Annotated in this window: 21 protein-coding genes and 1 riboswitch; of the genes, 11 read left to right on the forward strand and 10 right to left on the reverse strand. The window is 69.8% G+C overall.

The annotated features are described in order from the left end of the window. Position 1: 1 nt before the first annotated feature. Together ACK4ZD_RS11710 and ACK4ZD_RS11715 are read right to left on the reverse strand one after the other, a co-directional pair. Positions 2-1069 (reverse strand): aldo/keto reductase, encoded by a 1068-nt coding sequence (locus ACK4ZD_RS11710; RefSeq protein WP_409662118.1) that lies wholly within the window; start codon positions 1067-1069, stop codon positions 2-4. A gap of 92 nt (positions 1070-1161) precedes the next feature. Further along, positions 1162-1512 (reverse strand): hypothetical protein, encoded by a 351-nt coding sequence (locus tag ACK4ZD_RS11715; protein ID WP_409662121.1) that lies wholly within the window; start codon positions 1510-1512, stop codon positions 1162-1164. A gap of 220 nt (positions 1513-1732) precedes the next feature. Here ACK4ZD_RS11715 and ACK4ZD_RS11720 point away from each other — a divergent pair, with 220 nt between their 5' ends. Both ACK4ZD_RS11720 and ACK4ZD_RS11725 read left to right on the forward strand, forming a co-directional pair. Further along, the gene (locus ACK4ZD_RS11720; RefSeq protein WP_409662124.1) at positions 1733-2011 is read left to right on the forward strand and encodes a GNAT family N-acetyltransferase; all 279 of its coding nucleotides are present in this window, start codon (positions 1733-1735) and stop codon (positions 2009-2011) included. Next, positions 2008-2601, forward strand: coding sequence for a DUF924 family protein (locus ACK4ZD_RS11725; RefSeq protein WP_409662127.1), 594 nt, complete (start codon positions 2008-2010; stop codon positions 2599-2601). The genes ACK4ZD_RS11720 and ACK4ZD_RS11725 overlap by 4 nt, the downstream gene beginning before the upstream one ends. Before the next feature lie 51 nt (positions 2602-2652). On the opposite strand, the gene ACK4ZD_RS11730 is transcribed toward ACK4ZD_RS11725, so the two are convergent. After that, entirely contained in the window at positions 2653-4965 is a 2313-nt protein-coding gene (locus ACK4ZD_RS11730) for a response regulator (RefSeq protein WP_409662130.1), read from the reverse strand. A gap of 61 nt (positions 4966-5026) precedes the next feature. Then, on the reverse strand, positions 5027-6340 hold the full coding sequence (locus ACK4ZD_RS11735) for an EAL domain-containing protein (protein WP_409662132.1): 1314 nt from the start codon (positions 6338-6340) through the stop codon (positions 5027-5029). A 176-nt stretch (positions 6341-6516) separates the two neighbouring features. On the opposite strand from ACK4ZD_RS11735, the gene ACK4ZD_RS11740 reads away from it, so the two are divergent. From ACK4ZD_RS11740 to ACK4ZD_RS11750, 3 genes are read left to right on the forward strand one after another with little or no spacing between them, the layout of a single operon-like run. After that, the gene (locus ACK4ZD_RS11740; RefSeq protein ID WP_409662135.1) at positions 6517-6864 is read left to right on the forward strand and encodes an FKBP-type peptidyl-prolyl cis-trans isomerase; all 348 of its coding nucleotides are present in this window, start codon (positions 6517-6519) and stop codon (positions 6862-6864) included. Position 6865: 1 nt separating this feature from the next. After that, positions 6866-7087: an RNA-binding S4 domain-containing protein gene (locus tag ACK4ZD_RS11745; RefSeq protein WP_409662138.1), complete on the forward strand. Its 222-nt coding sequence runs from the start codon at positions 6866-6868 to the stop codon at positions 7085-7087. Between the two features lie 15 nt (positions 7088-7102). Then, on the forward strand, positions 7103-8038 hold the full coding sequence (locus tag ACK4ZD_RS11750; RefSeq protein ID WP_409662141.1) for a Na/Pi cotransporter family protein: 936 nt from the start codon (positions 7103-7105) through the stop codon (positions 8036-8038). 5 nt (positions 8039-8043) lie between these two features. Here ACK4ZD_RS11750 and ACK4ZD_RS11755 read toward each other — a convergent pair whose 3' ends face one another. Then, on the reverse strand, positions 8044-8994 hold the full coding sequence (locus ACK4ZD_RS11755) for a GNAT family N-acetyltransferase (RefSeq protein WP_409662144.1): 951 nt from the start codon (positions 8992-8994) through the stop codon (positions 8044-8046). A 53-nt stretch (positions 8995-9047) separates the two neighbouring features. Further along, a riboswitch (yybP-ykoY riboswitch) is annotated at positions 9048-9244 on the forward strand. 6 nt (positions 9245-9250) lie between these two features. Between ACK4ZD_RS11755 and ACK4ZD_RS11760 the strand changes: the two genes are divergently transcribed. Continuing rightward, positions 9251-9820 carry a TMEM165/GDT1 family protein gene (locus ACK4ZD_RS11760; protein ID WP_409662147.1) on the forward strand — a complete coding sequence of 190 codons (570 nt, stop codon included), beginning with the start codon at positions 9251-9253 and terminating at the stop codon, positions 9818-9820. Between the two features lie 90 nt (positions 9821-9910). Here the strand turns inward: ACK4ZD_RS11760 and cphA (ACK4ZD_RS11765) are convergent, their stop codons facing one another. Continuing rightward, complete coding sequence (cphA, locus tag ACK4ZD_RS11765) at positions 9911-12481, reverse strand: cyanophycin synthetase (protein ID WP_409662150.1); 2571 nt, start codon at positions 12479-12481, stop codon at positions 9911-9913. A 22-nt stretch (positions 12482-12503) separates the two neighbouring features. Continuing rightward, positions 12504-14756 (reverse strand): cyanophycin synthetase, encoded by a 2253-nt coding sequence (gene cphA / locus ACK4ZD_RS11770; protein WP_409662153.1) that lies wholly within the window; start codon positions 14754-14756, stop codon positions 12504-12506. A 157-nt stretch (positions 14757-14913) separates the two neighbouring features. On the opposite strand from cphA (ACK4ZD_RS11770), the gene ACK4ZD_RS11775 reads away from it, so the two are divergent. Beyond that, positions 14914-17175, forward strand: a complete 2262-nt coding sequence (locus ACK4ZD_RS11775) for an ABC transporter ATP-binding protein (RefSeq protein ID WP_409662156.1) — start codon at positions 14914-14916, stop codon at positions 17173-17175. A gap of 14 nt (positions 17176-17189) precedes the next feature. Next, positions 17190-17654 carry a DUF1854 domain-containing protein gene (locus ACK4ZD_RS11780; protein WP_409662159.1) on the forward strand — a complete coding sequence of 155 codons (465 nt, stop codon included), beginning with the start codon at positions 17190-17192 and terminating at the stop codon, positions 17652-17654. On the opposite strand, the gene ACK4ZD_RS11785 is transcribed toward ACK4ZD_RS11780, so the two are convergent. Next, the gene (locus ACK4ZD_RS11785) at positions 17655-19937 is read right to left on the reverse strand and encodes a nitric-oxide reductase large subunit (RefSeq protein ID WP_409662162.1); all 2283 of its coding nucleotides are present in this window, start codon (positions 19935-19937) and stop codon (positions 17655-17657) included. Next, positions 19930-20628, reverse strand: a complete 699-nt coding sequence (gene ytfE, locus ACK4ZD_RS11790; RefSeq protein ID WP_409662165.1) for an iron-sulfur cluster repair protein YtfE — start codon at positions 20626-20628, stop codon at positions 19930-19932. Before ytfE ends, ACK4ZD_RS11785 begins: the two co-directional genes overlap by 8 nt. Before the next feature lie 149 nt (positions 20629-20777). Here ytfE and norR point away from each other — a divergent pair, with 149 nt between their 5' ends. The 3 genes from norR to ACK4ZD_RS11805 all read left to right on the forward strand — a co-directional run bounded on the left by norR (position 20778) and on the right by ACK4ZD_RS11805 (position 23298). After that, complete coding sequence (norR, locus tag ACK4ZD_RS11795; protein WP_409662167.1) at positions 20778-22316, forward strand: nitric oxide reductase transcriptional regulator NorR; 1539 nt, start codon at positions 20778-20780, stop codon at positions 22314-22316. 55 nt (positions 22317-22371) lie between these two features. Further along, positions 22372-22740 carry a YbaN family protein gene (locus ACK4ZD_RS11800; RefSeq protein WP_409662170.1) on the forward strand — a complete coding sequence of 123 codons (369 nt, stop codon included), beginning with the start codon at positions 22372-22374 and terminating at the stop codon, positions 22738-22740. A gap of 84 nt (positions 22741-22824) precedes the next feature. Further along, complete coding sequence (locus ACK4ZD_RS11805; protein WP_409662173.1) at positions 22825-23298, forward strand: universal stress protein; 474 nt, start codon at positions 22825-22827, stop codon at positions 23296-23298. Positions 23299-23514: 216 nt separating this feature from the next. Here the strand turns inward: ACK4ZD_RS11805 and ACK4ZD_RS11810 are convergent, their stop codons facing one another. Continuing rightward, positions 23515-23772, reverse strand: a complete 258-nt coding sequence (locus ACK4ZD_RS11810) for a hypothetical protein (RefSeq protein WP_409662176.1) — start codon at positions 23770-23772, stop codon at positions 23515-23517. Between the last annotated feature and the right edge of the window lie 43 nt (positions 23773-23815).

Genomic DNA, 23815 nt, shown 5'->3' on the forward strand with positions numbered 1-23815 from the left:
GTCACTGCGCCGGATCGCGCATCTCCCAACGGATGCGGTCGATGGCTTCGAGCAGTTCGGGCGACAGCCTGGTGCCCCAGGCGGCCACGTCCTCCTCGAGCTGGGTGACGCTGGTCACGCCGATGATCGTGCTCGTCACCTGCCACTTGGTGTAGCAAAAGGCCAGGGCCATCCGGGTCGGCGTCAGCCCGTGCTCGCGCGCCAGGGCGTTGTAGCGCCGTGCCGCCGCCAGAGCCTCGGGGCGGCCCCAGCGCTGCTGGCGCATGGATTCGAACTGCGCGAGCCGGCCCGCGGCGCCACCCGTCAGCCCGCCGTCGTCGTACTTGCCGGTCAGCAGCCCGAAGGCCAGCGGCGAATAGGCCAGCAGCGAGACGCCGTAGCGGTGCATCACCTCGTCCAGGCCGTTCTCGACCGAACGGTTGACCAGGCTGTACGGGTTTTGCACGGTGGCCACGTACGGCAGGCCGTGCTGTTCGGCCACGCGCACGAACTCGGCCACGCCATAGGGCGTCTCGTTGGACAGACCCACCGCGCGCACCTTGCCCTCGCGCACCAAACGCCCCAAAGCATCGAGCTGCTCGTGGATCGACGACACGGGCCGGTCACGCGAAGGGTCGAAGTACAGCGCCCCGAACATTGGCACGTTGCGCACCGGCCAGTGGATCTGATAGAGGTCGATGACATCGGTACGCAGCCGCTGCAGGCTGTCGTCGCAGGCTTTGAGGATGTCGTGTGCCTTGAGGTCGGCGCTGCCCTGGCGGATCCATCCATAGCCGCGCACCGGGCCGGCGACCTTCGTGGCCAGCACCAGCCGGTCGCGCACACCGGGACGCGCGGCGAGCCATCGGCCCAGGATGCGTTCGGTGTCGCCGTAGCGTTCGGCCGAGGGCGGCACAGGGTACATCTCGGCCGTGTCGAGAAAGTTGAGGCCCAACTCCAGCGCCCGATCGAGGATGCGGTGCGAGGTGGCTTCATCGACCTGCTGGCCGAAGGTCATGGTGCCCAGGCAGACGGGCGTGACTTGCAGGCCGCTGTGGCCCAGGGTGCGCAGGGGCATCGAAGGGTTCATCCCGCAAGTGTGCCAAAGCGCCGAGCGGCCTGCACGGCGGCCCTCGTAGCGGGTCGCCTCGCTACGGGTGGGCCAGGATCGGCCCCCGCGCCCTACAGCGGGCCAGGCAACAGCTTCAACCCCAGCCAGGCCACGCTGATCACCGCATTGACCGGCACGCTGATCACCGAGGGCACGAAGAACAGGGCCGCCAGCAGCGCTGCGCCGCCGGCCAGTTCGACCAACGCCCCCAGCACGAAAAGGACGGCCCCCAGCGTGGACCAGCGGCGCAGATAGGTGGGCAGCCAGCGGGCCTGTTCGCGGTTGTGACGCCAGGCGGCGGAACGCTCGAACACTGTTCCGCGGCCGACGTCGCGGAACAGCCAAGCGAAAAACCAGTAGCGGTATAGCAAGGTGCGAAACCGCAGGGCTGGCGGGGCAGGTGGCATCGTCAGCTCGTTCATCGCAAACCTCCGTGGCCGGCGCGCGCAGGCGGGCGCACGCCCAGCCTCAGGCTGACATGGTGCGCCGAGGTCGGGGCGGTGTCCATGCCCTCCCCCATGGACGGGCGGGCCAGGCCCGGCGGTGTCGCCTCGGCACGCTGCGGCCTTGACCTGACCCGGGACAGGACGGGCCTGGACATGGCACCATCGGCGCTTCAGCACCCGTCCCGGAGCCCGGCCCATGCCCGTCGAAGTCACCCACAACCCTGCTGCGCAGCGCTTCGAGGCTGCGCTCGATGGTCAGCTCAGCGTCGCGGACTATGAACTGCGCGACGGCATCATGCACATGACCCACACCGGCGTACCGCTGGCCCTGCGCGGGCAGGGCATCGCGGCGCAGCTCGTGCGAGCCGCGCTCGACCATGCGCGTGCCCATGGGTTCAAGGTCAATCCGCTGTGCTCCTATGTGCGGGCCTACATGCAGCGCCACCCTGAGACCCAGGCGCTGTGGGCGCGGTGAGCCCCGCCCTGCCGCCGCCTGCGCAGGCGGTGCTCGACTTCTGGTTCGACGGCGATGATGGCCGGTCGCGCGGGCAGCCGCGGGCCGAGTGGTTCCGCAAGGACCGGGGCTTCGACCATCGGATCGCCTCGCGCTTCGGCCCCTGGCTGGAGCAGGCCCTCGCAGGTGGGCTGCAGGACTGGGCGGCCACGCCGACCGGCACACTCGCGCTCATCCTGGTGCTCGACCAGTTCAGCCGCAACGTCCACCGGGGCAGCCCCCGAGCGTTTGCCGGCGACGCCCGGGCCCTGGCGCTCGCCCGGGGCCTGGTGTCCGCCGGCGAGGACCGGCACCTGTCGAGCCTGCAACGCTGGTTCGTGTACCTGCCGTTCGAGCACGCGGAGGACACGGCCGCACAGGACGAGAGCGTGCGCCTGTTCACCGCCTTGGCCACCGAGGATGCCCGCCTGGTCGATGCGCTGGACTATGCCCACCGCCATCGCGAGGTGATCCTGCGGTTCGGGCGTTTTCCGCACCGCAATGCGGTGTTGGGCCGGGCCAGCACCTCCGAGGAGGCAGCCTACCTGGCCCGGCCGGACGCGGGCTTCTGAGGCGTTGCGGCGCCGGGCCTCATGGCCCTCCCGGCGGCCAAGCGCCGTCCCTCAGGGCGGGCCGTCCCCGGCGGTCGGGCCGACGGTCCACGCCGTGGTCGAACCGGGAAGCAGTTCGGGCTGCCAGCGCAGCAGCATGCGCTGTAACTGCTCCAGCGTGAAGGGTTTGCCCAGGAAGTCGTCCATGCCGGCCAGCTGCCCGCGCTGGCGCACCTCGGGCTCGGGGTTGCCCGTGACGGCCAAGACGGGGGTGCGGCCGCGGCCCGCCTGACGTTCGATCGCGCGCAGCTTCTCGGTGGCGGTGAGGCCGTCCATCCCGGGCATCTGCACGTCCATGAGCACGACGTCGAAGGTCTGCTCGGCAAAGCGGCTGAGTGCCTCGTGTCCGTCGCCGGCCACCACCACGGCCAAGCCCAAGCGTTCGAGCATGGCCTGGGTCATGACCTGATTGACCGGGTTGTCGTCCACCAGCAGGACACGGCCGGCCAGCGCCGGCCGCTCGGCCGCCGGCGGCGCCGGCGGCGTCGGCCCGGGTGTGGGGCGACCGCTCTGGCGGCGGGCATGCAAGGCCCAGCGCAAGCCGTCGTGCAGCGCGTGCGGACGCACCGGCTTGGACAGTACGAACACGCCATCGAGCATGCCCATCGTGGTGTCGCTGGACACCCCGCGCATCAGCAGCACCGGCAGGCCGGCCTCGCGGGCCATTTGCTCCAGGCGGTCGTGCCCGCGCGCGCCCAGCAGCTTCTCGTCCAGCAAGATGGCGTTGACGCCTCGGTCGCGCAGCACGAGCAGCTCGGCCTGGGTGGGCGGCACCGGCTTGACCTCGTAGCTGACACCGAACTCGCGCAAACCGGCCTGCACATGCTGCACCAGCCGCAGGTAGTTGGCCACCACCAGCACATGCAGGGGCACGCCGGGCGGCAGGCCGGCGCTCGGCTGCTCGATGTGGTCCAGCGTCAGCTCCAGGGTAAAGACCGAGCCCTTGTGCGGTTCGCTGCGCGCCGAGATCTGCCCCCCCATGAGCTGAACCAGCTCGCGGCAGATCGCCAGCCCCAGGCCCGTGCCCCCGGGGGCACGGGCCGTGGACTCGTCGCTGCGCGGAAAGGCTTCGAAGAGCCGGGGCAGCAGTTCGGGCGCGATACCCACGCCGGTGTCGTGCACCTCGATGCGCAGGCGAGCCTGGCCCTCACACAGGCCCTCGGGCTCGACGCCGACCTGGATGTGCACCCCGCCACGGATGGTGTAACGCACGGCGTTGGCCACCAGGTGGCCCAGCACCTGGCGCAGCCGGGTCGGGTCCACCCGCACGACGGCCGGCACCTCGGGCGCCCAGCCCAGGGTCAGCTCCAAGCCCTTCTCGTGCGCCGCGGCCGCGTGCAGCTCCAGCGCATCGAAGGCCAGTTCGCGCAGATCGGTCTCCACGGGCTCGAGTTCCATGCGCCCGGACTCGATCTTGGTGTAGTCGAGCACGTCGTTGACCAGGGCCATCAGCGTGTCCAGGCTCTGCCGCTGCAAGGCCACGATCTGCTGCTGGCGGGCATCGAGCGGTGTGGCACGCAGCAACTCGATCGCGCCCAAAATGCCGTTGATGGGGGTGCGCACCTCGTGGCTCATGTTGGCCAGGAAGCGAGCCTTGACCTGCGAGGCGGCCAGGGCCTCGTCGCGCGAGCGCCGCAGCTCGCGCAGGGCCAGGGTCAGCTCGCGGCGCAACCCGCGGCGCAGATTGAGGGCGTACAGCACGAAACAGCCGAACAGCACCAGACCGGCAGCCGCCCAGGCCCCCCCGTTGAGGGCACGCTGCGCCGCCGCGGTGGGCGACAGGTCGGGCAGCCCCAGAGCGTCAACGACCCAGGGCGTCACCGCCAGCACCACCAAGATGGCCCCACCGAGCATCAGGCCCTCGCGCCGAGCACCGGTCAGCATCCACATCATCGGCAGCAGCACCAACCACCAAAGGGTGGGTGAAGTCCAGCCCCCCAGCAGCCAGGTGAGCGCCGTCAACACGAACGTGATCGACACCATGAGCGCGGCGATGCCCCGTCGGGTGCGCCCGGTGCGGGCCACATAGGCCGACACGGCCAGAGCCAGCGGTGCGTAAGAGGCGATCACCCCGACCAGCAAGGGCTGCTGCAGCCACCAGAAGTACCCCCCCGCACCCAGGGCCCCAGCCAAGCTGACGACCACCGTGAACCAGAACAGGCGATCGCGCAGACGCGCTTCGATCTGCGCGGGATCGAGCACCTGCGGCCTTCGCCAGGGGTGGGCCGGGTCCGGCCGAGCGTCGGCGCTTTCGCCTTCAGCGGCGACGGCCGGCGCGGTGGCGGCATCGGTGTCCCTGGAGACGGGCAGCGGGGGCGTGGACATGCGGGCTGAAAGAGTGGAGGGAGTGGCAGGCGGCCGCAAGCCTCGTTCACGCGGACAAAGCTTACCCCAGTGCAGGGTGGATGTCCCAGTCGATGTCGCCTCCCAGCACCGCCACCCGGCCCTGCCAGCGCAGGCTGATCGAGACGGTGACGCACAGGTGGGCACCATGAACGGTCAGGTACGGGCGGGTGACCTGCACGCGCCCGAAATGATCCAGCGCGCGGCGGAAGTAGGGCCTGCGCGCCCAGCGCGCGCCGCTGGCGTCACGCAGCGGCGCGAACTGGGCGGACCGCTTGGCCTCGAAGCTTGGCGAGGTGACGTTGTGGCCGATTTGCAGACCGTGCTCGTCGATCAGGTAGCACAGCTCGGCCCCGGGCAAGGCCAGGAACTCTTGGCAGCACACCTCCAGCGGCAAGCCGGCCTGCAGCGAGGCGGCGGCATGACCGATGGCGTTCATGTACGGCGCCACGCGCTCGCGCTCGGCACGCTTTTCGGCATCGAAACGGGCATCGAAACGCTGCCACACCGCGTCGATCACCCGCCGAGGTTCGTCATGGCCCACCAGCACCGGCGCCGGGCGTGAGAACAGATAGCCCTGCACGAAATCCACATCGGCCTGCAGCGCGAGGTAGGCCTCGTCCATCGTCTCGATGCCTTCCATCAGCACCATGGCCCCGCAGGCGTGAAGCAGCGAGACCATTTGGGTGGCGATGCGGCCGATGCGCGGCTCGGTGGCCGCGCGACGCACCAGGCTGCGATCGAGCTTGACGATCTCGGGGCGGATGCGCCAGACCCGGTCGAAATTCGAGTGGCCCGCACCGAAGTCGTCCAGCGCCAGCAGGCAGCCCAGCTCCCGGGCCTCGGCCACCGCGCGCTCGAAACCCTGGTCGCGCCCGACCATGTCCTCGGTGACCTCCAGCACCAACTGGGTGGGCTTCAACCCGAAACGTTCGAGCAGGGCGCGCATGAAACGCTGCCCGCCCAGGTCGGGGCCGCGCACGAACACCCCGGGATGGATGTTCAGGAAGAGCCACGAGTGGTCTTGTCCCGCCAGCGCGCTGAAGTTGCCCACATGCACCAAACGGCACAGCCGATCCAGCCGCACGAGGTCGTCGAGCGAGGCGGCGCTTGCCAGCACCGAGGACGGCGCCACGGCGCGGCCGTGCTCATCCACCGCGCGCAGCAGCGCCTCATGCCCGACGGCCCGGTGGTGAGACAGACTGTAGATCGGCTGGAACTGCGAATGCAGACGGTAGGGGCCGTGCTGGACCGTCCAGCGCCCGTCCTCCAGCCGCTGGCCGGCAGCCAGCAGGGCCAGCACAGCCTCATCGGCCGGCGAGGCAGGTGACGGATCGATGGATGGCGACGGGTCCACGAACGAAGGCTGGGCGAAGCGATACGCCCATTGTGGCCGAGAAATCCCGCCGCGGCGGATCGTCGCGCGCCTGCGTTCGTGAAGCTGTGCTACCGTGGCGCCCCGTCCCCCGCCCTGTCTGGTCGTCTGCTCCACGAGCCGGGTCTCAGGGCTGACACTTCACAGAAAGGATCCACATGATCACCACCGCCTCCGGGCTACAGTACGAAGACACCGTGACCGGCCAGGGCGACGAGGCTCGCGCCGGCCGGCACGTCACGGTGCATTACACCGGCTGGCTCTATGACAACGGCCAGCCGGGCGCCAAGTTCGACTCCAGCAAGGACCGCAACGACCCCTTCGTCTTCCCGCTGGGCGCTGGCATGGTGATCCGCGGCTGGGACGAGGGCGTGCAGGGCATGAGGGTGGGCGGCACACGCCGCCTGGTCATCCCGCCGCAGCTCGGCTATGGCGCACGCGGCGCGGGTGGCGTGATCCCGCCGAACGCGACGCTGCTGTTCGAGGTGGAGCTGCTGGCCGTCTGACGTGACCGAGATCGATTTCGAGCTGCGCGGCGACCACATCGCACTGCATGCCCTGCTCAAGCTCGTCGGCGCTGCCGGCAGCGGCGGCCAGGGCAAGGCCCAGGTGGCCGCGGGCCGCGTCGAGGTGGACGGCCGGCCCGAGACGCGCAAGAGCGCCAAGATCCGTGCCGGCCAGGTCGTCGCGATCGACGACCTGCGCATCCACGTGAAGGCTCACGCCTGACTGGCAGACACCAACATGACCGAATGGCAATGGATTTTCTCGGCCCTCAGTGCCGTGGTGCTCTTCCTCTTCGGTCTGTCGGGGTTCTCTCATGAGTTGATGACCGCCGGCGGTGAACGGCTGCGCGCGTGGCTGGGCCGTGCCACGGCCAACCGCTACGGCGCCGCCTTGCTCGGAGCGGGCTTCACGGCCTTCATCCAGTCATCGTCGGCCGTCACGTCGTTGGCCATTGCGCTGGTGGACGCCGGCGTGCTGGGCTTCCGTAACGCCTTGGCCGTGCTGCTGGGGGCCAACGTCGGTACCACGGCCACGGCCTGGCTGGTGTCGCTCAAGCTCACGGCCTTGGGCCCGATGGCTCTGACTTTGGGGGCTGTGGTCTCGGCTATTGCGCCGGGGCGCTGGAAGCCTGCAGGCAAAGTGATCTTTTACTTCGGCTTCGTGCTCTTTGCACTCGACCTCATCGGCGTGGCGCTGGCCCCGCTGCGCAACACGCCGGCGGTGCTGGACGTGCTGGCTCAGGCGAGCAACCCTTGGATCGGCGTGATGGCCGGGATCGTCATCACGGCAGCGCTGCAAAGTTCGTCGGTCACCACGGGACTGGCGGTGGTCCTGGTGCAGCAGCAGGTGCTCACCGCACAGGCAGCTGTCTATCTCGTCGTGGGGTCGAACGTGGGCACCACGGTCACCGGCCTACTGGCTTCCCTGTCGATGGGCTCGCTGGCTCGCCATACGGCGATCATCAACACCGGCTTCAAGCTGGCGGGCGCTTTGATGTTCGCGCCCGTGCTGGTGTTGTTCGCGCAAGCGGTCGTGGAGCGTACGCCCACGCCGGACATGGCGGTGGCCGCCGCTCATCTCGTGTTCAACTTGGTGAGCAGTACGCTCTTTTTGGTTCTGCTGCCCGCTTACGCACCGCGGCTGGAACGCTGGGCCGTCTCGGCCAGCCGCTGAAGAGCTCAAAGCATGGCCTGGACAAAGGCCACATCGAGCCAACGGTCGAATTTGTAGCCGCCGTGGCGGATCACGCCGGCCACCGAGAAGCCCATGGACTCATGCAGCCGTATCGAGGCCGCATTGGCGGCATCGACCACGCCCACCATGCTGTGGAAGCCCCGCTCGCGCGCATGGGCCATCACCGCCGGCAGCAGCAGCTTGCCCAGGCCACGGCCGCGCCAATCGCGATGCAGATAAACCGAGTGCTCGCAAGTGAAGCGCCAGCCCTCGCGGGGGCGGAACAGGCCATAGTTGGCGTAGCCCACCACCTGGTCGTCGTCGGTGACGGCCACGAAGAAGCGGTGGCCGTCGGCGCGCTTGGCCAGCCATTGCGCCACTTGTTCGTCGAGCGTGCGCTCGGCGTACTGGTAGGTGGCCGTGCTGTGGCGCACCTCCTCGTTGTAGATCTCGAGCACGGCCGGCATGTCGTCCTCGCGGGCCGCTCGCACGCTCACGCCCGAGCGCAGGTCCCTGAGCATCGTGGTGCTGCCCTCTGGGCAGGCTCCGCAGAACTCGATGGAGGCTTTCACCGCGCCGGGTACTGCGGTCGGTTCGACGCGACGGAAGCCCTGTTGGGCGAAGAAGCCCTCGGCCGTGGTGGTGCGCAGCGCGGCCCACTGGGCGCCGCGCCGACGGGCCTGGCGCAGAGCCGCTCGCACCATCTGTCCGCCCAGGCCCTGGTGGCCGGTGCGCACCGCCACTGAACGCAGCAGCACGCCCTCGCCATGAAACTCCAGGCCGGCGCAACCCAGCAACCCGCTGGCATCGCACGCCACGAGGAAGTCCGCCAGATGTTCGGCCACACCCGCGGTGGGCAGTGCATGCTCGCGCAGCAAGGCCTCGATGGCCGGCAGGTCGCCGGACTCGGCGGCGCGCAGGTGCTGGGCGTGGGGCAGGTTGGTGTGCGGGGACAAGGCGGGCTCCTGGAATTGGAATGCGCAAGGGCCCCAGTATGCCGCCGGCCGCTACAATGCGAACCCGTCATTGGGGAGTAGCCTCCCTCCTTCGCGGCATCGGCGCGACGAGAGGGTTCTGTGTCAACAGGCTTGCCCGCTTGCGGGCATGGCACAGGGGGTCGACCGGACTTGGCGAGACCTTTGACCGTGCCCGCCCGCGTGCCGGGGGCGTGCGCGGTCATGGGTGTCAACGCCGGCCGGAGCATCTTGTCCCGTGGAAGCCTTTCTCGTCTCGACCAGCCTCGTCGCTCTTGCGGAAATGGGCGACAAGACGCAGTTGCTCTCGTTGCTGCTGGCCGCGCGCTACCGCCGCCCAGTGCCCATCCTGCTCGGCATCTTCGTCGCCACCTTGGCCAACCATGCAGGAGCCGGCGCGCTGGGCGCCTGGATCACCTCGGCGGTGGGCGCCGACGTGATGCGCTGGGTGCTGGGCCTGTCCTTCCTCGTGATGGCGGTGTGGATGCTCATCCCGGACACGCTGGACGAAACCGAAGGGGCGCAGCGTGCACGCTTCGGCGTCTTCGGCACCACGGTGCTGGCCTTTTTCCTGGCCGAGATGGGCGACAAGACCCAGGTCGCCACCGTGGCGCTGGCGGCCCAGTACGCGGCCTTCACCGCGGTGGTGCTGGGCACCACCTTGGGCATGATGATCGCGAACGCCCCGGCAGTGCTGCTGGGCGAGCGCATCACGCGACGCCTACCCATCCGGCACATCCACGCCGCCGCCGCCGTGATCTTTGCCCTCCTGGGGGGACTGGCACTGCTCGATGTGACACCCTGGTGATAGTGACGAGGAACACCATCACCCCACGGTCGAAGCGCATCACTGCCCCGCCAGGGCGAGACACACCGGCCTCGCCCCGCGGGCTGACGTTCAAACCTCGGCCAGGCGCCGGCTCAGGTGGGCCAGAGCTTCGTCGACCTGGTCGATGAGGATGAGGCAGAGGTCGCCCTCGCGCAGGCTGGCCAGCGCCGCATCGATCGCGGCGAACTCGCCGCGGATCTCCTGGACGTCGCGCGTGCGACTGGCCCCTTGCAAGCCCTCACGCAGCAGCGCCAGCACCTCGCCATCGGCGCGGCCGCGCTGGCATTGGTCCTGGTAGAGGATCACGGTGTCGAAGGCGGCGCCCAGGATCCGCGTTTGCTGCCGGATGTCCTCGTCGCGGCGATCGCCCGCACCGCTGATCACGACGGTGCGGCGCTTGCCCGGCATCGAATCGACGGCGCGCACCAGCGCGCCCATGGCGTCGGGGTTGTGGCCGTAGTCGGCGATCACGGTGGCGCCGCGCACGGTGAAGACGTTGAAGCGCCCCGGTGCATTGTCGGCATCGTTCTCGAAGGTCAGCAGCCCGGTGCGGATGGCATCCCAGCCGGCACCGGCCGCCCAGGCCGCCGCCACGGCAGCCATCGCATTCTCGACCTGGAAGCCGATGGTGCCGTTGCGCGTGAGCGGCACCTCGGCCAGGGGGAAGCGGTGCTTGGCACCGGCCTGCTCGGCCACGATGTCGCCGCGATCCACGTAGACCACGCGGTGGCCCTGCACGCGGTGTGCGGCCATCACTGGATGGAAGCGGTCGGCCGCAAAGTAGGTGACCTCCCCGGGGCAGTTGTCGGCCATGGCCACGACGATCGGGTCGGCCGCATTCAGCACCGCCATGCCGGTGGGCGCAACGTTCTGGACGATGACACGCTTGAGCACGGCCAGATCCTCGACCGTGGTGATGTAGTTCAGGCCCAGGTGGTCGCCCAAGCCGATGTTGGTGACCACGGCCACTTGGCAACGGTCGAAGCCCAGGCCCTCACGCAGGATGCCGCCGCGCGCGGTCTCGAACACCGCGGCATCCACGTCCGGGTGGGCCAGCACGTTGCGCGCGCTGCGCGGGCCGCTGCAGTCGCCGGTGTCGATGCGCCGCCCCTGAATGTAGACACCGTCGGTGTTGGTCATGCCCACGCGCCAGCCCTGACGCGACAGGATGTGTGCGGTCAGCCGCACCACCGTGGTCTTGCCGTTGGTGCCGGTGACGGCCACGACCGGGATGCGGCCGTCCTCGCCAGGCGCGAACATGGTGTCGATGATGGCCTCGCCGACCGGGCGGCCCTTGCCGTAGGACGGGCTCAGGTGCATGCGCAGGCCTGGCGCGGCATTGACCTCCACCACGCCGCCACCCTGGGCCTCCAGGGGCTGCTGCAGGCTCTCGCACACGACGTCGACGCCGCAGATGTCCAGGCCGATCATGCGCGCCGCATCGACGGCGCGGGCCGCCACCTCGGGGTGGACGTCGTCGGTCACGTCGGTGGCCGTGCCGCCGGTGCTGAGGTTGGCATTGTTGCGCAGCACCACGCGCCGGCCCTTGGGCGGAATGTCGTCCGGTCCGAAGCCCTGCAGGGCCAGGCGGGCCAGGGCAATGTCGTCGATGCGCATGCGCGTGAGCGGTGTGGCATGGCCGTCACCGCGGCGCGGATCGGTGTTGGCCTGCTCCACCAGTTCGCGGATGCTGTGCAGGCCATCGCCGATCACATGCGGCGGGTCGCGCCGAGCGGCAGCGACGAGGCGGTCGCCCACCACCAGCAGGCGAAAGTCGTAGCCCGGGATGAAGCGCTCGACCAGCACCTCGTCGCTGATCGCACGCGCGGCGTCGTAGGCAATGCGCAAGTGCTCGTCGCTGACGATGTTGACGGTCACGCCCTTGCCCTGGTTGCCGTCACGCGGCTTGACCACCACCGGCCAGCCGATCTCGGCCGCTGCGCGGCGGGCGTCGTCGAAGTCCGTCACCGGCCGGCCCTGGGGCACCGGCACGCCGGCGGCCAGCAGCAGCTCTTTGGTGAGCTCCTTGTCCTGGGCGATGGATTCGGCGATCGCCGAGGTGCGGTCCATCTCGGCGGCCTGGATGCGACGCTGCTTGCTGCCCCAACCGAACTGGACCAGGCTGCCTTCGGTGAGACGGCGGTAGGGAATGCCGCGCGCCACCGCGGCCTGCACGATGCTGCCGGTGCTCGGACCCAGGCGCACATCCTCGTCGAGTTCGCGCAGGCGCGCCAGGGCGTCGGCCAAGTCGAAGGCCGTGTCCTGCGCCGCCGCCTCGCACAGGGCCTGGGCCAGTTCGAAGGCCAGGCGGCCCACCGGCTCCTCGCTGTATTCGACCACCACCTGGAACACTCGCTCCTCGGGAGTGGGCGTGGTGCGGCTGAAGGTCACCGGGCAGCCGGCCTGGGCCTGCAGGCCCAGCGCCGCGGCGGCCAGGGCATGGGCCATCGACACCGCGCCAGTGTGGCCCGTGGAGCGCAGCGCGCCGATCTCGGGGAAAAGCGCACGCAGGCGGGCTTCGAAGCCCGGCCGGGCTTCGAGATCGAGCTCGTCATCGCGCAGGATCACCACCGCCTCGATGGCCGTGCGGCGTGTCCAGAGGTTGGGGCCGCGCAGGGCCCGGATGCGGGAAACGTCCATGGTGTTGATCTTTGGGTCGGAGTCAGGCAGCCGAGGCCAGGGCCGGGGTCTCGGCGGTCTCAGTGGTCGGGGCGGCGTGAGCGAGCGCGGGCAGCGGCGCCGGGGCCGGCGGGGCCGACTGGGTGGCGAAGGTCTTGATGCCGGCACGGATCAGGTCGATCTCCATGCCCAGGCCCCAGGCCGCCGCCGAGGCAGCCATCACGGCGCCGAGCACGGCCTCGGGCTCATGGCCGTCGATGACCGGCAGGCAGCGCCATTCGATCAAGGGGGTCTCCTTCGCGCCCTGCACCATCAGCACCCGTTGGCCGCGCAGGAAGACTGCCCGGCGGCCGGCGGCCAGATGGGTCTCGATCACCTCGCGCTGGCCGTCACGGGCATAGAAGATCACGTCGCCGTCGCACAGCGGGGCCATCTGCGCGGCCAGCAGGTCGTCGGCGTTGAGCACGGCCACCCCTTCGGGCAGCACCACGTCCACCTGGGTGCGCAGTACGGTGTAGAGCTGCTCGTCGTCATGAATGTGGTAGTGAGCCAGCGAGGCGGCCCCGGCCACGCCGGTGACGATGCCCACCTGGCAGCGGTCATAGGCCAGGCCGTCGCGCACGATAGCTTCCGGGCCGTTCTCGATCACCGCGGCATCGACCATGCGGTTCATCAGCACGCGCTGGCCGGCAGCCCAGGTGGCGCGGTCGCCCGCCTCGACACGGCGACGGTCGATGAAGAGGCCCTCGCCGCAGGCCAGACCCACGTGACGGCCGCCCAGGTGCAGCAGCCAGGCCAGCAGGCGCGCCGTGAGCGTGGTGCCCTGGGCGCCCGTGACACCCACCACCGGGATGCGGCCCGTCTCGCCCTCGGGAAAAAGGTGATCGACGATGGCCTGGCCCACCGGGCGTGGCTCGCCTTCGGCCGGTTTCAAGTGCATCAGCAGCCCGGGGCCGGCATTCACTTCCACGATGGCCCCGCCCTGCTCGGCCAGGGGACGGCCGATGTCCTCGGCCACCACGTCCACGCCGGCAATGTCCAGGCCCACCACGCGCGCTGCCAGGGCCACCATCTCGGCCACCTCCGGGTGCACGCGATCGGTCACGTCGATCGCCAGGTTGCCGTTGCGCTGCACGCGCACCTTCTGGCCTTCCGGCGGCACGGCCTCGGCGGTGTAGCCCTGGCGGGCCAGTTCCAGCACGTTGGCCGGCTCGTGCAGGCGCACGATGTCCAGCGGAAAGGCTTCGTCCTCGCCGCGGCGCGGGTCGCTGTTGACCTGCGTCTCGACGAGCTGGGCCACGGTAGAGCGGCCATCGCCCGTGACCCAGGCGGCGTCGCCCCGCGAGGCCGCCACCACCCGGTTGCCCACCACCAGCAGGCGGTGCTCGCCGCCGGGGATGTAGCGTTCGACCAGCACCTCGCTGCCCTCGCGCGCGGCCACATGGAACGCCGCCTCGATGTCCTCGCGACGGCGCAGCTCGATGGAGATGCCGCGGCCGTGGTTGGCGTCCGAGGGCTTGACCACCACCGGCAGGCCAATCTCCTGGGCCGCCTCCCAGGCGTCGGCCGGATCCCGCGCCACACGGCCTTCGGGCACGCACACGCCGGCGGCCGCCAGCAGCCGGCGGGTGAGCTCCTTGTCGCTGGCGATGCTTTCGGCGATCGCCGAGGTGCGGTCGGTCTCGGCCGTCCAGATGCGGCGCTGCGCCCGGCCGTAGCCCAGCTGCACCAGGTTGCCCTGGGTGAGGCGGATGGACGGGATCTTGCGATCGGCCGCGGCATCGACGATGCAGGCGGTGCTGGGCCCCAGGCAGCGGCGATCGACCAGTTCGCGCAGGTGGGCCACGGTGGCCGCCACGTCGTAGGGTCGATCCTCGATGGCCGCCATCACCAGGTCGCGGGCGGCGACAATGGCGGCTCGGCCGACATCTTCCTGGCGGGCGCGCACCACCACCTTGTACACCCCGCGGGTGGCGGTGGAGCGGGCCTTGCCGAACCCGGTGGGCATGCCCGCCAGGGTCTGCAGCTCGATCGCCACGTGTTCCATGATGTGGGCCGGCCAGGTGCCTTCGCGCAGACGCAGCAGGAAGCCCCCGCGCTCGCCCACGCCGCAGCGGTGCTCGACCAGGCCGGGCAGCCAGGTCGAGAGGCGTTCGTAGAAGCCGGGCAGGGTGTTGGAGGGATGGTCCTCCAGCTCGCCGATGTCCACCCAGGCCTCGATCACCGGCCGGTAGGTCCAGAGATTGGGCCCGCGCAGGTAGGCGATGCGTAGGAATTCGATACTTCTGTGACTCATGACTGACAACCCTCTGTCCCGATCCTGCCGCCCCTGCGGCGCTTGCATGTCAACCTTTGCAGGGGCTCGCGCGTGAGCCCTTCCAGGGCGTTGCGCGGCCGTCCGGGCCGACCCTGGCGCCCGTCCCATCCCCCCGCCCGACGGGGTCCACGAATCCATGAACTTGTCCGTCTCCCTCCAAACCGACCTGGCTGGCCACACTTGCGGCCCCTGGCCGGCCGGGCTGCGCCCTGCACTGGCTCCTGCCGAGAACGTTCTGGCCACGCTGGAGGTTGACCTCGACGACCGGCTGCAGTTTGCGCCCCAGTGGCTGGTGCTGACCGACCGCCGCCTGCTGGCCCGCGACCACCCTGAAGCCCCATGGCGGGCATGGTCTTTGAGCCCGGCGCTGGAGCTGCGCCTGAGCGACCACGCCGGAGTGGCCCACCTCGCCCTGCACGACGCCCAGCGCCGGCTGGCGGTGTGGCACCTGACGCTTGGGCGCCAGCCTGCAGCCCAGGCCCTGGTCGAGCGTTTCCAGACGCAACAGGGCCTGCTGCAAGGCCAGACGACCCCTAGCCCGGTCCGTGCGCCGGCCGAAGCGCCCGAGGCCGCTGAGGCCGACCCGGAAGCCACCCCGCCTTCGGCATGGACCTTGTTGCGCCTGTGGCGCTTCGCCCGGCCCTACCGCGGCCAACTCTTGGCCGGGTTCGTGCTGACTCTGGCCTCGACGGCCGCCACGCTGGTGCCGCCCTATCTGACCATGCCGCTGATGGACCGGGTGCTGATCCCCTACCAAAACGGACAGGCCATCGACACCGCGCTGGTGGCCTGGCTGCTGGGCGGGCTGCTGCTGGCCGCGCTGGTCGCCTGGGGCCTGGGGTGGGCGCGCACTTACATCTTGGCCCTGGTGAGCGAGCGCATCGGGGCCGATCTGCGCACCACCACCTACGAGCATCTGCTGAAGCTGTCGCTAGAGTACTTCGGCGGCAAGCGCACCGGCGACCTCATGGCGCGCATCGGCAGCGAGACGGACCGTATCAACGTCTTCCTCTCGCTGCACCTGCTCGACTTCGCCACCGACGTGCTGATGATCGCGATGACCTCGGTCATCCTCTTTTCCATCAACCCCTGGCTGGCGCTGGTCACCCTGCTGCCCCTGCCCTTCATCGCCTGGATGATCCACGTGGTGCGCGACCGGCTGCGCACCGGCTTCGAGAAGATCGACCGCGTCTGGGGCGAGGTCACCAACGTGCTGGCCGACACCATCCCGGGCATCCGCGTGGTCAAGGCCTTTGCCCAGGAAGGCCGCGAGGCGCGCCGCTTCCGCGAGGCCAACCGGCACAACCTGGTGGTCAACGACCGGCTCAACCGCGTGTGGTCGCTGTTCACGCCCACGGTGTCGCTGCTCACCGAGATCGGCCTGCTGGTGGTGTGGGCCTTCGGCATCTGGCAGGTCTCGCGCGGCGACATCACCGTGGGCACGCTCACCGCCTTCCTGGCCTACATCGGGCGCTTCTACACCCGGCTCGACTCCATGAGCCGCATCGTCTCGGTCACGCAGAAGGCGGCCGCCGGCGCCAAGCGCATCTTCGACATCCTCGACCACGTCTCGTCCGTGCCCGAGCCGGCGCAGCCGGTGCCGCTCACCCAGGTGCAAGGGCGCATCCAACTGGAAGATGTGGGCTTCCGCTACGGCCACCGTCGTGTGATCCAGGGCCTGAACCTGGACATCCGCCCGGGCGAGATGATCGGCCTGGTGGGCCACAGCGGCTCAGGCAAAAGCACGCTGGTCAACCTGATCTGCCGCTTCCACGACGTGAGCGAAGGCGCCATCCGCGTGGACGGCATCGACATCCGCCAGGTGGCCGTGGCCGACTGGCGCCGCCACATCGGCCTGGTGCTGCAGGAGCCCTTCCTCTTCTTCGGCACCATCGCCGAGAACATCGCCTACGGCAAGCCCGAGGCCACGCGCGAGGAGATCGTCGCCGCGGCCCGTGCCGCCCATGCGCATGAGTTCATCCTGCGTCTGCCCCAGGGCTACGACTCGCTGGTGGGCGAACGCGGGCAGGGTCTGTCGGGGGGCGAGCGCCAACGCATCTCGATCGCCCGCGCACTGCTGATCGACCCGCGCATCCTGATCCTGGACGAAGCGACCTCGGCGGTGGACACCGAGACCGAGCAGGAGATCCAGAAGGCGCTGGACAACCTGGTGCAGGGCCGCACGACGATCGCCATCGCCCACCGGCTGTCCACCCTGCGCAAGGCCGACCGCCTCGTGGTGATGGACCGCGGCGAGATCGTCGAGGTGGGCCCGCACGAGGAGCTGATGGAGCGCCGCGGCGCCTACTGGCGCCTGTACGAGGCCCAGGCCCGCAACGTCGACAGCGAAGGCAGCCCGCCCGAGACCTGGCATGACCAGCCAGCCCGCAGCGCCTGAAGGGAGCCTGTGCCATGACCGAGTTCCAGCTTCACCGCAACCCGCACGGCCAGCTCGTCTGCACCGACGCTCAGGGGCAGGTGCATGTGGGCGTCGTGCCCGTGCGCGCCTTCCCCATCACCGCGCCCGACGAAGGCCTGTCGCTGCTGGCCCCCGAAGGCCACGAGGTCGTCTGGATCGACCGGCTGCAGGCCCTGGCACCGCCCATACGCGCACTGATCGAGGAAGAACTCGCCCAGCGCGAGTTCATGCCCGAGATCACGCGGCTGGGGGCCGTCTCCAGCTTCGCCACCCCCAGCACCTGGCACATCGAGACCGATCGCGGCCCCACGCAGCTCGTGCTCAAGGGCGAGGAAGACATCCGGCGACTGCCGGGCGGCCGCCTGCTGATCGCCGACCGAGAGGGCGTGAGCTACCTGATCCGCGACCCGGCGGCGCTGGATCGCTCCAGCCGCCGCTTGCTGGATCGCTTTCTCTGATCAGGCGCGGGCCTCGGCGAGCGCCTCCTTCTTGCCGGCCAGCGGCGCATGCCGCCCCCACAGGCCGATCACGACCTGCCAGGCCACGGCCACCGCACCGACGATGAAGACCACGTCACCGAAGGTGCGCACCCAGCGCAGTGTCTCGAGGAAGGGCTGCTGCAGGAACTCCTCGCTGCGCGCATACCACAGGCCCTCGCTCACGCTGGCGTGGAACTGGAACAGACCGATGGGCAGCAGGCTGGTGGCGATCATCAGCACCAGGCCGGCGTTGAGCCACCAGAAGCCGGTCTTCATCAGGCCCTCGCTGAACACGAGCTGCGGGCGCACGTAGCGCAGCACCAGCAGCGTGAAGCCCAGCGCCAGGAAGCCATAGACCCCGAAGAGCGCGGCATGGGCATGCACCGGCGTGGTGTTCAGGCCCTGCACGTAGTACAGCGAGATCGGCGGATTGATCATGAAGCCGAAGACGCCCGCGCCCAGCATGTTCCAGAAGGCCACGGCCACGAAGCACATCAGCGGCCACTTGAGGTTTTCCATCCAGGCCGCGCGGGCCTTCAGGCGCCAGTGCTCCCAGGCCTCGTAGCCCAGCACCACCAACGGCACCACTTCCAGCGCGCTGAAGGCCGCGCCCACGGCCATCACCGGCGTGGTGGTGCCGGCGAAGTAGAGGTGGTGGAAGGTTCCCGGCACGCCGCCCAGCATGAACAGCGACGCCGAGGCCAGGCTGGCCGTGGTGGCCATGCGCACCGACACCAGGCCGAGCGTCGAGAAGACGAAGGCCAGGGCCGTGGTCGCAAAGACCTCGAAGAAGCCCTCCACCCACAGGTGCACCACCCACCAGCGCCAGTACTCCATCACCGACAGGTGGGTGCGCTCGCCGTAGAAGAAGCCTGCCCCGTAGAAAAGGCCGATGGCCACCACCGACGCCGTCAGCAACGCCAGCAGGTTCTTGTCGCCAGGCCGGCGCAGGGCCGGCACGATGCCACGCAGCATCAGCACCAGCCACAAGGCCACGCCCACGAACTTGCCGATCTGCCACAGGCGCCCCAGGTCCACGAACTCATAGCCCTGGTGGCCCAGCCAGAAACTCCACTGCGGCGGCATGATCTGCGCGATCGCGAAGTAGTTGCCGGCGAAGGAGCCGACCACCACCACCACCAGCGCCCAGAACAGGACGTCCACCCCGAGCTTCTGGTACTTCGGGTCCTTGCCGCCGTGGATCAGCGGTGCCAGGAACAGGCCGGCCGCGAGGAAGCCGGTGGCGATCCAGAACAGCGCGCTCTGGATGTGCCAGGTGCGCACCAGGCTGTAGGGGAACCACTTCGAGACCTCGATGCCATAGAAGGCCTGGCCCTCCACGGTGTAGTGTGCGGTGAAGCCGCCCAGCAAGACCTGGAAGACGAAGAGCGCCACCACCAGGAAGAGGTACTTGCCCAGCGCCCGCTGCGAGGGCGTGAGTGCAAAACGCGCCAGCGGGTCCGCCTTCGGCACCTCGGGCTCGTCCTCGTCGTGCTGGCGCAGGAAGGCCCAAGCCCACACCAGGAAGCCCACGCCGGCGATCAGCAGCACCACGCTGACGACGGACCACACCAGGTTCTCGGCCGTCGGGCGGTTGTCGATCAGCGGCTCGTGCGGCCAGTTGTTGGTGTAGGTCGCGTCCGAGCCGGGGCGCTCGGTCGAGGCGACCCAGGCCGTCCAGAAGAAGAAGGCCGCCAGCTTGTCGCGCCGCTGCGCGCTGGGCAGGGTGTTCTCCTTCATCGCGTAGCTCTCGCGCGTGCCCTGCAATTCGGGGTGGTCGCCGAACAGGCGGTCGTAGTAGGACGCGGTTTGCGCGATCGCCCGGGCGCGGCGCTCAGAGACCGTCACCGTCGCGCTCGCCTCGTCGAAGGTGTTGCGCCGGTACTCGGCCTTCAACGCAGCCTGCAGGCTGGCCCGTGCAGCCGCATCGAGCCGCCCGTACGGCAGCCCGTGCAGCTCCTGCGCCGCCAGCTCCAGCCAGGCCAGCAGCTCGCGGTGCAGCCAGTCGGCGCTCCAGTCCGGTGCCTGGTAAGCCCCATGGCCCCAGATCGACCCGAGCTGCATGCCGCCCACCGATTGCCAGGCCGTCTGGCCATCAAGGATGTCGTCCTTCGAATACAGGCGCTCACCGGAGTCGGTGACCACGTGCTGCGGGATGGGCGGGGCGGCGCGGTAGACCTCGGCCCCATAGAAGCCCAGCAGCGAGAAGGTGATGGCCAGCACGCCGATCAGCGTGAACCACAAACGGCGGTATTCACGCATGGCTCGCCTCCGTTGCACGCACCGGGTTCAGGCCCTCGAAGAGGATGTTGTTCTCCAGGTGGATGTGCTCCATCAGCTCCTCGCGCAGCGTGGCCAGGCCCAGGTAGAGCGCACGCCAGGTGTTGCAGGCCCCGCGCGGCAACGTGATGCCACCGGTCAGTTCCTCCAGTCTGCGCAGCTCCTGCCCGTGCTGGTCGTGTTCGGCGCGCATCACCGCGATCGGGCCGCCGGCCATGCCGCTCATGCCGCGCAGCAGCATCGGGAAGAGCACCTGCTCTTCCTTGAGCATGTGGCTCTCCAGCTCCTGCTGCATGGCCTCCAGGTGGTCGGCCAGGCCGCGCGGGCATTCGGGGCGGTCGCCGTGCACCTGCTCCACGCGGCGCGCCAGGCGGATCAGCTCGGGCACCTGTTCGCGCAGGCGGGCGTGGTAACGGGTCAGGATGTGGTCGATCAGGACGTCCACCGGCACGCGTGTCCAGTCGCGCCCGTCCCCGGCCTCGATCCCTTTGAGCGCCTCCAGCCGTGCGGCGATGGTCTGCGCGTCCAGCCCCTTGCTGGCGGCCGCCTCGCGCAGGCTGTGCTTGCCGCCGCAGCAGAAGTCGAGCTGGAATTCGTGGAAGACCTGGGTGGCGCCCGGGAGGGTGCGGGCCAGCAGGCCCAGGGGTTGGTCGATCAGGGGGGTGGTGGTCATCGTGTCGCTCCGTGGGTGGGACTGCCCACCCTGGTGCAAACCCCGGACCCGCCCTTGGCCCTCGACGGATCAAGGACTTGGCGCCAATACGGGTCGTTTTTACCCTAAACTGCAAGGGTATTATTCACCATCAAAGGGTTTTTCTAACCATGATGGAGGCTCTCTTGCTCGCCGATCTGGTGACCGAGCTGCCGGCTGCCGTGCGCCTGCAGCGGCTCGTGTCCACCTTGCGGGGACATTTCCGCTGCGGCGCCGTGGCCCTGCTGCGCCTGGAAGGCGATCACCTGCGCCCGGTGGCGGTGGACGGCCTGGTGCGCGAGGCCCTGGGCCGGCGCTTTGCGGTGAGCCAGCACCCGCGCCTGGCCACCATCCTGGCCCGGCGCGAGGTCACCAGCTTCGACCACGACAGCACCCTGCCCGACCCCTACGATGGCCTGGTGGACGGCCAGGTGGGCGAGCCGCTGCCGGTGCACGACTGCATGGGCCTGAGCCTGCACGTCGAGGGCCGCACCTGGGGCGTGCTCACGCTGGATGCACTGCAGACCGGCACCTTCGATGCCGCCGCGCGCGAGTCCCTGGCCCGCTACGGCCTGCTCGTGGAAGCCGCCGTGCGCATCACCCGGCTGGAGCAGGACAACCAGGCCCTGCGCCTGTCGCGCGCGCCCGGCCCCGCGTCCGACGACAGCGCGCCCGAGCGCGACGACACCGAGATCGTCGGCCAGAGCGCCGCCTTGCAATCGCTGCTGCACGAACTGCAGGTGGTGGCCGATTCCGAGCTGCCCGTGCTGCTGCTGGGCGAGACCGGTGTGGGCAAGGAGCTCTTCGCGCGCCGCCTGCATCGCCTGTCGCGCCGGCGCGAGAAGCCGCTGGTGCATGTGAACTGCGCCGCCCTGCCCGAATCGCTGGCCGAGAGCGAACTCTTCGGCCATGTGCGCGGTGCCTTCTCCGGCGCCACCACCGACCGCCCGGGCCGCTTCGAGGCCGCTGACGGCGGCACCCTCTTCCTCGACGAGGTGGGCGAACTGCCGCTGCCCGTGCAGGCCAAGCTGCTGCGCGCCCTGCAAAACGGCGAGATCCAGCGCCTGGGCACCGACCGCCCGCGCCGCGTGGACGTGCGCATCATCGCCGCCACCAACCGCCAGTTGCGCGACCAGGTGCGCGACGGCCATTTCCGCGCCGACCTCTACCACCGCCTGTCCGTCTACCCGGTGCCCATCCCGCCGCTGCGCGAGCGCGAGCAGGACGTGCTGCTGCTCGCCGGCCGCTTCCTCGAACTCAACCGCGCCCGCCTGGGCCTGCGCAGCCTGCGCCTCACCCCCGCGGCCGAGGACGCCCTGCTGCGCTACCCCTGGCCCGGCAACGTGCGCGAACTCGAGCACGTGATCGGCCGCGCCGCGCTCAAGGCCGTGAGCCGCGGTGCTGCACGCCAGGACATCGTGAGCCTGCCCCCCGAACTGCTCGACCTCGACGGCCCCGAGGCGGCCTCGCCGGGCGCCCCGCCCTCGCCGGCGGCCCCGGCGCCTGCCGAGCCGCTGCGCCCTCTGCGGGAAGCGGTGGCGTGCTTCGAACGTGAACAGATCGCACGGGCCCTCCAGGCCCATGGCGGCCAGTGGGCCGCGGCCGCCCGCACCCTCGGTCTGGATGCCAGCAACCTGCACAAGCTCGCACGCCGCCTGGGGATGAAGTGAGCCCACCCCGTCCGGGCTACCATCGGGCCCACCTCCGCCCGTGTGAGCGCTGCCGATGATCCGACACACCCGCCTCCTGCTCTGGCGCGCGCTGGCCGGCGTGTCGCTGCTGCTGGGGTTGGTGGGCGTGGTGCTGCCGGTGCTGCCCACCGTCCCCTTCCTGCTGCTGGCTGCCTGGGCTGGCGGACGGGGCTGGCCCAGCTTAGAGGCCCGGCTGCTGGCCCACCCGCGGCACGGCCCCGTGATCCGCCAGTGGCGCGAGCACGGCGCCGTGCCCCGCCGGGCCAAATGGCTGGCCACGGCCATGATGCTAGGCAGCGCCACCGTCCTCTGGTGGAGCCCCGTGGCGCCCTGGATACGCGGCGCGGTTTACCTCGTCTTGCTGGGCGTGGCCCTGTGGTTGTGGCGCCGCCCCGAGGCCTGACCGGGGCCTGCTTGATCCCCCTCTGGGCAGGCGAGGGCTTCTAGGGTAGAAACGACACACACCCACAACACCCGGGAGCGCATCATGAAAATCCTGCTGCCAGTGGACGGCTCTGAGCTCTCGCTGTGGGCCGTGCGCCATGCCATCGAACTGGCCCGCAGCGGCTTGCAGGCCCGCTTCGTGCTGGCCAATGTGCAGGAGCCGCCCACCCTGTACGAAGTGGTCACCGCGCATGACGCGCAGGTGCTCGAAGGCGTGGCCCAGGGCGCGGGCCGCCATGCCTTGGAGGGCGCCGAAACGCTGCTGCGCGAGGCTGGGCTGCCCTTCGAAAGCGAGATCGCCAGCGGCGACCCGGCCCACACACTCATCGAGCTGGCCGAGACCCATGGCTGCCAGGCCATCGTGATGGGCGCTCGAGGCATCGGTGCCCTGCGCGCGGGCCTCTTCGGCTCCGTCTCGCGCGCAGTGCTCGACGACGCCCCCGTGCCCGTCACCATCGTCAAACCCCCCGAACCCGACGCGGCCGCCGAGGCGCTGGACGAGCCTGGCGTGGATTGACGGGTCATCGCAGGCAGTGACGGCCCATTCAACGATGAGCAGATGCTCACAAGCGGCACCGTGGTCGATGCACCCCTGATTGCCGGACCAGCTCCACCAAGAACAATAGCGGCGAGCGTGCCCCCGAAATGCATGTCTGACCTGCCGCCCGAAATGTCCAGTTCTTCACGCCAAAGTCAACAGACCGCTTCGCTGCAAGAAAGGACCGGTGTCCGTTCATGACGCGCTTGCCAGCAGCGCGCGCAACTCGGCTGCGATCGCGCGCCATCGCTGTTTGTTCATCTTCACCAAGCCGAAGTGGCGCAGCATGAACGCGCCTTCGGCAGCCAAGAATGCGATCCAGGCGCGGCGCTGCTCGGCGCTCGTGTGATCGAGTCCGGTCAGCCGTTCCCGATACTGACCTTGCCCCTGAAAAGTGGAGTTCTTGGTCCTTGTTGAAAATGCCGACAAGGAGTCAAGGAATGACAGCAGCAAAGCAGGTGCGTGCGCAGTACACGCAGGAGTTCAAGTTGGAGGC

It is taken from the genome of Caldimonas sp., assembly GCF_046291045.1.
GTDB lineage: Bacteria > Pseudomonadota > Gammaproteobacteria > Burkholderiales > Burkholderiaceae_C > Caldimonas.